The organism is Ralstonia sp. R-29 (genome assembly GCF_049913345.1).
Taxonomy (GTDB): domain Bacteria; phylum Pseudomonadota; class Gammaproteobacteria; order Burkholderiales; family Burkholderiaceae; genus Ralstonia.
In genome coordinates this window covers 755643-768141 of record NZ_CP184377.1, presented here as the reverse complement: position 1 = coordinate 768141, position 12499 = coordinate 755643, and the positions used below count along the sequence as shown (strand labels likewise).

The following is a 12499-nucleotide window of genomic DNA, read 5'->3' as shown; positions in this document are numbered from 1 at the left end:
CAACCATAGAGAACAGGCGGCCTCCCCTTGCCGATATCCCATCTGGCGGAGGAGACACATGAACACCATCCAGGAAGGCGCCCTGCTCTGGACGCCGTCGGCTGACGTCATTGCGCGATCGCGCCTGACGCATTACCTCGATTGGCTCGCGCGCGAACGCGGCCTGCGCTTCTCGGCCACCACGCCCGAGGGTTACGCAAAGCTCTGGGAATGGTCCACCACCGACCTCGAAGCGTTCTGGACCTCCGTCTGGGAACACTTCGACCTGTGCGCCTCGACGCCTTTCACCCAGATGCTCGGCGATCGCACGATGCCCGGCGCGCAATGGCTGGTCGGCGCCAAGCTGAATTACGTCGACCAGGTGATGCGCCACGTGGAAGAAGGCGGCAGCCCCGATCGCACCGCCATCCGCTACGCCAGCGAGACCAAACCCCTGGCCGACCTCTCATGGCGCGAGCTTCGCCAACGCGTCGCCTCGCTGGCCGATGCACTGCGCAGGATGGGCGTGGTGCCGGGCGACCGTGTTGCCGCCTATCTGTCGAACACGCCCGACGCCATCGTCGCGTTTCTTGCCACGGCCAGCGTCGGGGCCATCTGGTCGGTCTGCGCGCCCGACATGGGCCAGGTGGCCGTCACCGACCGTTTCCGCCAGATCGAACCCAAGGTGCTGATCGCGGTGGACGGCTATCACTACGGTGGCCGCGCGTTCGACCGCACCGACGTAGTCGCAGAGATGGTCGCCGCGCTACCGACGGTCAAACACCTCGTGCTGGTGCCGCAACTGCACGGCGACATCAACCGCGCACGCTTTCCGCAAGCCCAGGACTGGCGCGACCTGACGGCCAACGACGTACCGCTCGTCGTCACACCCGTGGCGGCCGATCACCCACTGTGGATTCTCTATTCGTCCGGCACCACCGGCATGCCCAAGCCCATCGTGCACGGCCACGGCGGCCTGCTGCTGGTGCAGACGATGATGGGCGCGCTGCATCTCGACCTTGGGCCCAACGACGTCTACCACTGGTACAGCAGCACCGGCTGGGTCATGTGGAATTCGCAGGCGAGCGGCCTGCTCGGCGGCGTCACGCTCGCGATCTACGACGGCAACCCCGGCACGCCCGATCTCAACACGCTGTGGCGCTTCGCCCAGGACGCGGGCGTGACGTTCTTCGGTGCGGGCGCGGCGTTCTTCGCCAATTGCCTGAAAGCCGGCATCGAGCCCGGCCGCGATTTCGATCTGTCGAAGCTGCGCGCCATTGGCTCGACCGGCTCGCCGCTCTCGGCCGAAGCATATGACTGGATCTACCGCCACGTGAAGGCCGACGTCTGGCTCAATCCGATCTCCGGCGGCACCGACTTTGCCGGCTGCTTCGTCGGCGGCGTACCCACCCTGCCCGTCTACGCAGGCGAAATGCAGTGCCGCAACCTCGGCTCGCGCGTGGAAGCGCTGGACGAGGCCGGCAAGCCGCTCATCGATGCCGTAGGCGAACTGGTCTGCACCGCGCCCATCCCATCGATGCCGCTGTTCTTCTGGGGCGACACCGACGGCAGCCGCTACCGCGACAGCTACTTCGACATGTACCCCGGCCAGTGGCGCCACGGCGACTGGATCAAGATCACCCCGCGCGGCGGCGCCATCATCTACGGCCGGTCAGACGCCACCATCAACCGCCACGGCATCCGCATGGGCACGGCCGAGCTGTATCGCGTGGTGGAGGATCTGCCGGAAGTGCTCGACAGTCTGGTCGTCGATCTGGAATTCCTCGGCCGCGAATCCTTCATGCCGCTGTTTGTCGTGCTGCGCGAAGGTGCCTTGCTAGACGACGCGCTGCGCAACACCATCAACGCGCGTATCAAGGCGGGGCTGTCCGCGCGGCATGTGCCCAACGTGGTCATGCAGGCGCCGGGCGTGCCGCGCACGTTGTCAGGCAAGAAGATGGAGGTGCCGATCAAGAAGCTGCTGCTCGGCGCCCCGCCCGAGCGCATCGCCAAACCGGATGCGATGGCCAATCCGGACGTGCTGACGTGGTATGTGGACTATGCCCGCACGCTGGCCGCGCAAACCAGCGCAGCAGCCGAGGCCACCCCAGCGCTGGAATCGTGGCGGAACTAAACCGATTGATCGCCAGAGGTTCTACAATCTCCCCCAATCGTACGATGGCATGGCGCAGACAGGCTGACTAACGTACAGCGTGCACCGGCACGCCAAGAGGTCGGGCTCGCTGCTTAACGGGGATTCACCATGCTTGCAACGACGAGCGTCCTGATCAAGACGGAGGACGGCCGTGAGGCGCTGGCCGCGCGCCGCCACGACATGCAGATACGCCAGCGGCATCTGCTCATCCTCATTGATGGCGCACGCACGGTCGGGCAACTGCATCAGCTGCTCGACAACTGGGCCGATCTGGACGAATTGCTCATTGAGCTGCAACAAGCCGGCATGGTGGACGTGCTGCCGGGCGCGCTGCCCGACCTGCCCGCCTCGGCATCGCCTGCCGATCCATTGGCATTCGACCCCATCGCCTATTTCAACCGCCCACTGTTCGATGACGAAGCAGAGCCGGGCACCCTATCCCCCCTCTACGACGAATTGCCGCCCTTGACAGGCATGACGCTCGGCCTGCAGACCACCGCCGCCCCTGCCGACACGCCGGCCGCCAATGAGTCCCAACTGACACCCGTTGACGTAGCGCCCGTGCCTGCCACCCCTGCGCCCGCGGCGCCAGTCGTATCCATACTGTCCATCACACCCGAACTGGCCGACGTGCTGCCGAATGTGATCAAGGTCGAGTTGATGCGCTTGGCGCAGCACCACTTCGGCGCTGCAGCCGGTGCCACCATGCCGCTGCTGCGCGCATGCCGGGAAGACACCCAGTCGCTATGCGACGTGATTGCCGCCTGCGCCCAGGCAGCCGAACCCATCGTCGGCGGCCGGGCCGCCGCCCGCTTTGTTGACGACGCCATGCACGCGATGGCGCAACGGCGCTAGGGACCCGCGGCCGGACACGCGCTCGCACGGAGTACTTGCCTCGTCACACATTCCACCGCCCTCAAAAGCCGCGGGGCCACTTTGCGTGCGCCGCAGAACAGCGGACAATCTTGCTGTTCTGCTGTTCGCCTTCCTCCGCCGGTATGTCTGACCTCAACCCCTCCGAAACCGCCCGACATGCCCTCCGCGAGCTTGCCTCGCGCAAGCTCGCCCCCACGCCAGACAACTTCGCGGCCATCTATCACGAGATTGCCGGCAGCAACCCAAACGGCGGCACCGAACGCGCCACGCTCGTCCGTGAACTGCGCGAACACATCGCGCGCACCATCGAGCGCTGCCTGCCGGCCCTGGGCGAAGACGATGCCGCCATCGGGCCCGCCGCCTCGGCGCTGGTCGCTGCGTGCCGGTCAGAATCGGAAAGTTTGGCGCACCTGAACGCCAGGCTGGCGACGTTCAACCATTGGCTAGCACTGGCCGCAGAAGACCAGAACGAGATTCGCAAATCGCTCCTGGGACTGCTGCAGCTGATCTTTGAGAACATCGGCGAACTCTCGCCGGATGATCGCTGGCTGCGCGGCCAGATCGATGCGCTGATGAAGGCCAGCGAAGCGCCCGTCAGCCTGCGCCGGCTTGACGATCTGCGCCGCCGCCTCAAAGAGGTGATTCACAAGCAGGGCTCGCTGAAGACGAAGTCCATCGAAGCCCAGGAGGAGATGAAGCGGCTCCTGGCTTCGTTCATGGAGCGACTCTCCGCTGCGGCGGAAATCTCGGGCGAGCACCATCGCCAGATGGAGGCGTGCGCCAAGAAGATCGAATCCGCTACGTCGATCGCTGAGATTGCACCGGCGATTCAGGATGCGCTGTCCGCCACCCGCTGGATGTCGCTGGAATCGGCCCGCAATCGCGATGAACTATCGGTGATGAAGAAGCGGGCCGAAGAAGCCGCCAACGAGGTCGCGACGCTGCGCAAGGCGCTGGATGCGGCGTCGGCTTCTGCGCGTCATGATCTGCTGACCGGCACCCTCAACCGCAAAGGGCTGGAGGAAGCCCTGGCGCGCGAGGTTGCGCACGCGGCGCGCGAAAGCTCGACGCTGTCGATTGCGTTTCTGGACATCGACAACTTCAAGTCCATCAACGACACCCACGGGCATAGCACCGGCGATGAAGCGCTCTCGCATCTAGCGCAGGTGGCACGTGAAGCGATGCGCCCGCAAGACACGCTGGCCCGCTTTGGCGGCGAAGAATTCGTGATCCTGATGCCCGATACGGGCCTGGAAGATGGCGTCCGGACCATCATCCGGCTGCAGCGCGCGCTGACCCAACGCTTCTTCATGGCGGGCGATACGCGGCTCTTCATCACGTTCTCGGCCGGCGTGGCCGAGCTGGGCAAAGACGAAGCGCCCATGTCGGCGATTCAGCGCGCGGATCGCGGCATGTATCAGGCCAAGCGGGCGGGCAAGAACAAGGTCGTCATGGTGTGAGTGGACTGCCGTGGTGCAGGGCAAAGTCCACCCAAGTCCACCCGCAGGCCTGTCAAGCCGCCATCTGCGCCGCATCCGCGGCCACGGAGACCAGCGCCCCCGCCACCCGGCCGATCTGCTCCGGCGCCAATCCAGCGATGTTGATACGCCCGCCTTGCGTGCCATAGATGCCGTGCTCTGTGCGCAGGCGCTCCATGGCATCGGCATCCAGCGGCAGCACGGAAAACATCCCCTTGTGCCGCGACAGGTTCTGTAGCGCGCTGGGCGCCCCCAGGCTGACGAGCGCATCGTCAAGCCGGCGCCGGGTGCCGATGATGCGCTGACGCATGTGTTCCAGCTCATCGCGCCAGCACGCTGTGAGCGTGGTATCGGCCAGGATGGTGGCGACGATGGCCGCGCCGTGGTCTGGCGGCATCGAATAGTTGCTGCGCGTAATGCGTTCCAGAACGCCGCTGACGGGTTGCAAGGCCGCCGCGTTCTTGCCGATCACCATCGCGGCGCCGGTGCGCTCGCAGTACAGGCCCATGCTCTTCGAGCAGCTTGCCGCCACCAGCACCGTGTCCAGCGCATCCACCATCAACCGCAGGCCTTGGGTGTCCGGCTCCAGACCTTCGGCAAGCCCCAGATATGCCATGTCGACCAACGGCACCAGCCCTTGCTTTGCGCAGCACGCGGCGACGGCCTGCCAAACGCTGGCGTCCATGTCGATGCCCGTGGGGTTGTGGCAGCAGCCATGCAACAGCACGATGTCGCCCGCACGCGCGGCGGAGAGGTCCGCGAGAACGGCGTCAGCATCAAGCACACCGCCCTCAGCACGCCAGCGGTAGCGCTCCACCGCCAGCCCTGCGGCCTGCATGATGGGCACATGGTTGACATAGCCCGGGTCGGACACCCACACGCGCGCCCCCGGCGACGCCACAGCAATGAACTCCGCCAGCAGGCGCAGCGCGCCGGTTCCGCCTACGGTCTGCATCGTGTACTGGCGGGCCAGGCGCCCTGCGTCGTGGCCGAGCAGCAGCGTGGCGAGGCCCGCGTTGAAATCGAGGTTGCCGGCCAACCCGCGGTAGGTCTTCGAGGCGCCGGCAGCCGCCAGGCGCTCTTCTGCAGCTTTTACGGCGGCCATGACCGGCGTGCGCCCGAATTCATCCCGGTAGACGCCTACCACCAGATCGACCTTGTCGGGCCGGGCGTCAGCGCGGAAAGCGGCGGTCAGGCCCCAAAGCGGGTCCGGGGCAACGGTTGCGAGGGTCGCGAGCATGTGTGGTCTCCGCAAGTGCGATGCGAGGGTCTATGCGCGATTGGCCAGGATCACGCCAGCGGTGATCACGGCCACGCCGCATACAACGGTCAAAGTCAGCGATTCGCCCAGCAACGGCACGGCCCCCAGGCAAGCCAGCGCGGGTGCCAGCGAGCCGATGGCGGAGCAGCGCGGCGTATCCAGATGGCGGATCGCCAAGGCATACGACACGCTGGAAATCACCCCAACCCCCAGCCCTTGGGCCAGCAAGAACGGCATGGCGTTGGACAAGGTGAAATGCCCGATGTGGCTGTCGACCAGGCCCAGGCTCACCAGCAGCACCAGCACCAGGAACGAAGGCACGCTCAGCAGCAGCGCGCAGCCGATGGCATCGAGCCCGGCGCGGCGCAACCCCAACGTGTAGCTGCCCCACAGCAGGCTAGCCAGCAACAGCGTTGCCGCTCCGCCGACAAACGCACCCTGCGACGCATGCGATTGCGACACCAGCAGCAGCATCACGCCGAGCAGGATGATGGCGATCGCCCGCGCCCGGGCCGCGCCGATTCGCTGACGATCCAGCGCATAGGCGACCAGCGCCACCGACAACGGCGTGGTCCCCGCGATGAGCGCAGCAACGTGGGCGGCGGAGGTCGCCTTGCCGCCGGCAGACGCCATGAAGAAGAACGGCAGGCCGGCGCCAGCCAAAATCATCAGCGCACTGAGCGGCTTCACACGACGCAGCATCGACCAGCGTGACGGCAGGAACGGCAACAGCAACAGCGTCGGCAGGCCGAAACGGATCAGCGCCACATCCCCCGCCGCCAAGGGCGAAGCGCCAATGGCACGAATCGACAGGGCGAAGCCGGCCCAGATCAACACCGTCAGCACCATCGCCGCATACCCGATCAGCGGATTGGCCTGAAAGGCTGCTCGCCCAGCCGAACCACCCGCGCCCACCCCCCATGTCAGACCGCGCATTCTCGCTCTTCCTCGATTTTCGAATGAAGACAGAATGCCTCAGCACAAAAAGTAGTATCTTGCGATTTCCACCAAGGCAAACGCCCACATTGGCAGAATCTGCCACCCTAGGAAAATCGCATGGACAAGAAAGACAGACAGATCATTGCGGCCCTCCAGAAGGAGGGCCGCCTGACCAATCAGGAGTTGTCGGAACGGGTCAACCTGTCACCCTCGCCCTGCCTGCGACGGCTGCGGCTTCTGGAAGAGGCCGGCGTGATCCGGGGCTACACGGCCATCGTCGACGAAGAGGCGTACGGGCTGCCCGTCACGGCATTCGTCCATATTCGCTTGCAGCAGCACTCTCGAGATGTGGTCACGACATTCGAGAACCGAATCCGCGCCATCGACGCGATCCTCGACTGCTACGTGCTGACCGGTGAAGCGGACTACCTGCTGCGCGTGTTGGTGGAAAGCCTGCAGGACTACGAGCATTTCGTGCGCAGCCAGCTGCATGCGATTCCGGGCATCGCGGCGATCGACACGAGCTTTGCTTATGGGGTGGTGAAGCGGTCTACGGTGTTTCCGGCGTGGGATGAAAACCGGGGAAGCGCGAGGCGGCGGCGTAATCCGGCAGCAGACCGGTAACCCAAGCGTGAAGAAGCGCAAGAGAAGCCACTTTCAAACCCACATGTAAGCGCCAGCGCTTGCCCAACCCCCACAACCCCGCATAAAATGACGGGCTACGCGGGCGTCGTATAATGGTAATACCCTAGCTTCCCAAGCTAGAGCCGTGGGTTCGATTCCCATCGCCCGCTCCACCGAACAGTCTGAAGCCGCCCTCGGCGGCTTTTTTGTTGCCTGCTCGCCCTTCATTCCATCGACGGGCAATCGGCACGGGATCTTCATGCAGCCCATCGAACAGCCGGGCACCGGCCCCGACGACATCACGCCGGAATCACAAGACGCCAATACCACCGACGGCTCGGAAACCGGCCACCCGCGCCGCATCCGCTCCTTCGTACGCCGCGCCGGCCGCACGTCGACTGGCCAACAGCGCGCCATTGACGAACTCGGCCCGCGCTTCCAGTTGCCCTACGCCGCCGAGCCGCTCGACTGGGAAGCCGCCTTCGGCCGCACCGGTGCCAAGCGCATCTTCGAGATCGGCTTCGGCATGGGCGAGACGACCGCGCACATCGCGCAACTGCGTCCGGACGATGATTTCCTGGGCGTGGAAGTGCACGAGCCCGGCGTGGGCGCGCTGCTCAAGCTGATTGGTGAACGCGAGATCGGCAACATCCGCATCTGTTCGCATGACGCGGTGGAAGTGCTGGCGCACATGATTCCGGAAGGTACGCTGGATGGCATCCACGTGTTCTTTCCCGACCCGTGGCACAAGAAACGCCACAACAAGCGGCGCCTGATCCAGGGCCCGTTTGTGGCGCGTCTGGCGGCACACCTGAAGCCGGGCGGCTATCTGCACTGCGCGACGGACTGGGAGGAATACGCCCACCAGATGCTGGAGGTGCTGTCCGCCGAGCCGCAGCTCGAGAACACCGCCGACGGCTTCGCACCGCGCCCCGACTATCGCCCCGTCACCAAGTTCGAGAAGCGCGGCCTGCGCCTTGGGCACGGCGTGTGGGACGTGGTCTTCCGCAAGCGCTAACCACGCCCCACGCGCACATCAGCGCCCGCCGAAATGCGTCTCGCCGAAGAGGTTCTTGGCGTGACGCGGGAAGGCGCGCCAGTATTGCGGTGGCGCCTTGACGGTAGCGCCCAGTTCAGCGGCCGCTGTCCACGCCCAATGCGGGTTGTAGAGGAAGGCGCGGCCCACCGCGACCAAGTCCGCCCGCCCTTCCGCAACGATAGCTTCGGCCTCATGTGCCTCGTTGATCAGGCCGACGGCAATGGTCGGGATATCCGCTTCGTTGCGAATCTTCTCGGCAAACGGCACTTGGTAGCCGGTCGACAGCGGAATCTGCTGCAGCGGCGATACGCCGCCTGACGAGGCATCGATCCAATCGCAGCCACGCGCGCGCAGTGCCTGCGCAAACACCACCGAATCTTCCGGCGTCCAGCCGCCCTCGACCCAATCGGTGGCCGATACGCGCACCCCCACCGGAATGTTGTCCGGCACTATGGCGCGCACGGCATCGAAAATTTCCAGCGGATAACGCATGCGGTTCTCGCGCGAGCCGCCGTATGCATCGGTGCGCTGATTGGCGATCGGCGAGAGGAATTCATGCAGCAGATAGCCATGCGCGCAGTGGAGCTCAATGGCGGCCATCCCCAGGCGTACGGCGCGGCGCGCTGTGTCGACAAATTGATCGCGCACGCGGGCGAGGTCGGCGTCGGTCATCTCGCGCGGGGCACGTTCTTCCGGGCGCTGGGGCAACGCAGATGGCCCCATCGTTTCCCAACCACCCGCATCAAGCGACAGCAGCGCCCCACCCTCCCACGGACGCGCGCTCGACGCCTTGCGGCCCGCATGCGCGATCTGCATGCCGATCGGCACGAGCGCGTTCTGGCGAATGGCGGAAAGCGTGCGCTCCAGCGCGGCTTCCGTCGCGTCGTCCCACAAACCCAGACAACCATTGGTGATGCGGCCTTCCGGTGACACCGCGGTCGCCTCGATCATCAGCAAGCCCGCACCCGAGAGCGACAGACTACCCAGATGCGTGTGATGCCATGCCGTCGCTTGGCCGTTGTCTGCCGAGTACTGGCACATCGGCGAGATAACGATGCGGTTCTCAAGCGTGAGACCGCGCAAGGAGAAAGGCTGGAAGAGTGCACTCATGATCGGGAGATCCGGTTGTCAGCGGCTGACGGAAACAAGCCGCCAGTGTGTCCGAATCCGCCCGATCGTGCAGACAGCGCGAAAGCCTCGCGCCGAGGAAGGGAAATGCGCGTTTAGAAGGTGCCGAAAAGCGTTGCGAGCAATTCGAGGTTGGCCCCGAATGGGTCAAATGCGGCGCAACCGTACACGGGTACGGTGAGCATCGCAGGGGCAAGATCGGATTGCGCAGTAGCTTTGCGGCGCCTTCTTAGGCCTGCCAGGCGATGAGATGCGTGTACGCCGTCACCAGCACGATGATGCCGAAAATGATCCGGTACCACGCAAAGCCGCGGAAATCGTGCGTAGCGATGAACTTCAGCAGCCAGCGCACGCAGAAGAACGCCGAGATGAACGCGGCCACAAACCCCACCCCGAAGATCGACAGATCATCGGCCGACAGCAGCGCGCGCGACTTATACAACTCGTACACCGTCGCACCGAAGATCACGGGGATGGCGAGAAAGAACGAGAACTCCGTTGCCACCTTGCGCGACAGCCCGAACAGCAGGCCACCGATGATGGTCGAGCCCGAACGCGACGTGCCCGGAATCAGCGCGAAGCACTGCGCAAAACCCACCTTGATGGCGTCGGAGATACGCAGATCGTCGAGCGTTTCGATGCGCGGTGCGCCGGCCTTGGCCGCCTCAAGCAGCGCATTGGCGCGCGGATCGTGCGTCTCGCCGCGATGGCGCTCGCGCCATTCGGCCCACAGGATCACGAAACCGCCAATGATGAACGCCGATGCCACCACGATCGGGTTGAACAGATGCGCCTTGATCGACTTGCCGAAGATCAGCGCGAGCGTGATGGCGGGAATCGTCGCCACGATCACGTTGATTGCAAAACGCTGCTGGCGCGGGTCGCTGGGCAAGCCCTTGATCACGTCGATGATCTTGTGGCGGAACTCCCAGCACACGGCCAGGATGGCGCCGAACTGGATCACGATCTCGAAGATCTTGCCCTTTTCGTCATTGAAATCGAGCAGTTGGCCGGCGAGGATCAGGTGGCCCGTGCTTGAAATGGGAAGAAATTCGGTCAGACCTTCGACGATGCCGAGAATCAGCGCTTTGATGGCGAGTGCGATGTCCATGCAGTGGGCAAAGAGGGAGAAAAAAACGAAGCGCTGGGCGTGCTACCGAACTCAGGGCCGCTTGGCCTGAACGTGTACGCCTTCGGGCAAAACCGTGATTGTACCGGGCTCGACGGCAATTCCCGCCACTTTCAGCTGCTCGGGCTTGAAGGTGTAGACCGCATAATCGTTGAGCAACTGGCCGGCGATCAACGAGCCGATCGCGCTGATCTGTGGGCCCACACCGCCGGGCACGTTCTGCAGGTCGAAGCGATCGACGTTGGGCTGATCCAGGCGAATCGAGCGGGTCGGCGCGTCGTAGTGCAGGCCGCTGGAAACGGCCAGCGGCCCCGTCAGCGGCTGGCGAAACAGGCCGCTTTGCACCTGCGCGTCCGCCTGGATGGCGATGCGATTGCGCGCCGGGTCCAGCGTGATCTGCGGGTTGGTCAACGTCACGTCGAAGAAGCCCAGGAAGCGCCGCTGAAACGGAAACTTGCGCGCCAGCGCCTCTTGCATCTGGCCGCGCGAAAAGGTGTAGCCGTCGCCCGTCCAACCGGTTGGCATACACGCGACCAGCACGGCCGCCACGGCGACGGCAACAGCAGCTGCCCCGGCCCACCAGCGAACACGGTTCGGGCGGGATGCAGGTTTCGTCGAATCGTTCATCTTGGTCAATGCGCTGCGGTGGCGATTTCGAGCCGGGTCAGGAACTGCATGGCATGGACAGCTGATGCGCCGCACATGTCCGGCTCCGGCTGCAGACTGCCACAGACGGCCGGACGATCCGGCCTGCCGAAGATACGGCAGCGGTTGGCGTCATCCAATTGTGCACAGCGCACGCCAGCCGGCTTGCCGTTGGGCATGCCTGGAATCGGGCTGGAGATGGAAGGCGCAATGCAACACGCGCCGCAGTGGGGTCGGCAGTCCATGACCGGGGCGGTGGACGAAATCGCGGTGAAAACCGCTATTGTGCACCAGCACATTCGAGGCCCAGTCGAGGCCAAGTCCGATTGACAACGCGATTGACAGCAGCAATGCCGCTTGACCCACCCTTGCGGCATGCGTACATTAATGACCCGAAAGTAAGTTATCTGTGAGTCAGTGACGTTTCTGTACCGACCCACACTCCAACGCAGTGACCGCCGTGACCGAACGAGATTCCGAGTCTTCCGCCAAACGCTGGACGCGCCGTAAAGAGGCCCGCCCGCAAGAACTGGTTGCCGCCGCGCTGAACCTGTTCGTGGCGCGCGGCTACGCGGCCACGCGGCTGGAAGACGTGGCGGCTGCGGCAGGCGTGTCCAAGGGCACGGTCTACCTGTATTTCGCCAACAAGGAAGAGCTCTTCAAGGCCGTGGTACAGGAAAACCTGCTGCCCGCGCTGGCCGAAGGCGAAGCCCTGATCGACAGCTTTGAGGGCACCAGCGAAGCGCTGCTGCACGAAATTTTGATGGGGTGGTGGGAGCTGATTGGCGAATCGCCAGCTTCTGGCCTGACCAAGCTGCTGATGGCCGAGTCGGGCAACTTTCCCGATCTGGCGCAGTACTACAACGAAGAAGTCATCGAGCGCTGCGACCGCCTGTTCGCCCGCATCCTGGCGCGCGGCGTCGCCCGCGGCGAGTTCCGCGACACCGACGTGGATCTCTCCACGCTGGCCCTGACCGCGCCCATGCTGTTTCTGATGATGTGGAAGCACTCGTTCGGGCCGTGCGCCGCCAAGGTGCTGGAACCCAAGGCCTTCATCACGCATGTCGTGGCGCTGATGCTGCATGGACTATTGCGCAGTCCGGTGCCGGGCGCAGTGGTGCCCCCGCCACCTCCGCTCACCGAACAACCGTGGCGCGCCCTGCCCGAGGGCGGTGGCAACGCCGATGAGAGCGCCTCGTCATGACACCTTCTGCCGGAATGTCCTCCGGACTTGCTAAAATGCCGG

General features: G+C 64.8%; 12 protein-coding genes and 1 tRNA gene. 7 read left to right on the top strand and 6 right to left on the bottom strand.

The window, feature by feature from the left end:
- Window positions 1-58: 58 nt before the first annotated feature.
- The 3 genes from ACN9M1_RS03625 to ACN9M1_RS03615 all read left to right on the top strand — a co-directional run bounded on the left by ACN9M1_RS03625 (window position 59) and on the right by ACN9M1_RS03615 (window position 4470).
- Window positions 59-2113 (top strand): acetoacetate--CoA ligase, encoded by a 2055-nt coding sequence (locus ACN9M1_RS03625; RefSeq protein ID WP_426397459.1) that lies wholly within the window; start codon window positions 59-61, stop codon window positions 2111-2113.
- A gap of 129 nt (window positions 2114-2242) precedes the next feature.
- A complete protein-coding gene (locus tag ACN9M1_RS03620) occupies window positions 2243-2989 on the top strand; it encodes a hypothetical protein (protein WP_426397457.1) in 747 nt (248 codons plus the stop codon).
- A 143-nt stretch (window positions 2990-3132) separates the two neighbouring features.
- Window positions 3133-4470 carry a GGDEF domain-containing protein gene (locus tag ACN9M1_RS03615; RefSeq protein ID WP_426397455.1) on the top strand — a complete coding sequence of 446 codons (1338 nt, stop codon included), beginning with the start codon at window positions 3133-3135 and terminating at the stop codon, window positions 4468-4470.
- A gap of 52 nt (window positions 4471-4522) precedes the next feature.
- Here the strand turns inward: ACN9M1_RS03615 and ACN9M1_RS03610 are convergent, their stop codons facing one another.
- Together ACN9M1_RS03610 and ACN9M1_RS03605 are read right to left on the bottom strand one after the other, a co-directional pair.
- Entirely contained in the window at window positions 4523-5728 is a 1206-nt protein-coding gene (locus ACN9M1_RS03610) for an amino acid aminotransferase (RefSeq protein WP_426397453.1), read from the bottom strand.
- A gap of 30 nt (window positions 5729-5758) precedes the next feature.
- Window positions 5759-6685 (bottom strand): EamA family transporter, encoded by a 927-nt coding sequence (locus ACN9M1_RS03605; protein ID WP_426397451.1) that lies wholly within the window; start codon window positions 6683-6685, stop codon window positions 5759-5761.
- Window positions 6686-6805: 120 nt separating this feature from the next.
- Between ACN9M1_RS03605 and ACN9M1_RS03600 the strand changes: the two genes are divergently transcribed.
- The 3 genes from ACN9M1_RS03600 to trmB all read left to right on the top strand — a co-directional run bounded on the left by ACN9M1_RS03600 (window position 6806) and on the right by trmB (window position 8330).
- Window positions 6806-7312, top strand: coding sequence for an Lrp/AsnC family transcriptional regulator (locus ACN9M1_RS03600; protein ID WP_426397449.1), 507 nt, complete (start codon window positions 6806-6808; stop codon window positions 7310-7312).
- A gap of 99 nt (window positions 7313-7411) precedes the next feature.
- A tRNA-Gly gene (locus tag ACN9M1_RS03595) sits at window positions 7412-7485 on the top strand.
- 86 nt (window positions 7486-7571) lie between these two features.
- Window positions 7572-8330: a tRNA (guanosine(46)-N7)-methyltransferase TrmB gene (gene trmB, locus ACN9M1_RS03590; RefSeq protein ID WP_426398792.1), complete on the top strand. Its 759-nt coding sequence runs from the start codon at window positions 7572-7574 to the stop codon at window positions 8328-8330.
- Window positions 8331-8348: 18 nt separating this feature from the next.
- Here trmB and ACN9M1_RS03585 read toward each other — a convergent pair whose 3' ends face one another.
- From ACN9M1_RS03585 to ACN9M1_RS03570, 4 genes are all read right to left on the bottom strand, one after another.
- Window positions 8349-9461 (bottom strand): NADH:flavin oxidoreductase/NADH oxidase, encoded by a 1113-nt coding sequence (locus ACN9M1_RS03585; protein ID WP_426397447.1) that lies wholly within the window; start codon window positions 9459-9461, stop codon window positions 8349-8351.
- Between the two features lie 247 nt (window positions 9462-9708).
- Window positions 9709-10590, bottom strand: a complete 882-nt coding sequence (locus tag ACN9M1_RS03580; RefSeq protein ID WP_426397446.1) for an undecaprenyl-diphosphate phosphatase — start codon at window positions 10588-10590, stop codon at window positions 9709-9711.
- A gap of 51 nt (window positions 10591-10641) precedes the next feature.
- On the bottom strand, window positions 10642-11235 hold the full coding sequence (locus ACN9M1_RS03575; protein WP_426397445.1) for a DUF1439 domain-containing protein: 594 nt from the start codon (window positions 11233-11235) through the stop codon (window positions 10642-10644).
- A gap of 5 nt (window positions 11236-11240) precedes the next feature.
- On the bottom strand, window positions 11241-11498 hold the full coding sequence (locus tag ACN9M1_RS03570; RefSeq protein WP_426397443.1) for a YkgJ family cysteine cluster protein: 258 nt from the start codon (window positions 11496-11498) through the stop codon (window positions 11241-11243).
- A gap of 215 nt (window positions 11499-11713) precedes the next feature.
- Between ACN9M1_RS03570 and ACN9M1_RS03565 the strand changes: the two genes are divergently transcribed.
- A complete protein-coding gene (locus ACN9M1_RS03565; protein WP_426397441.1) occupies window positions 11714-12457 on the top strand; it encodes a TetR family transcriptional regulator in 744 nt (247 codons plus the stop codon).
- The last annotated feature ends 42 nt before the right edge of the window (window positions 12458-12499 follow it).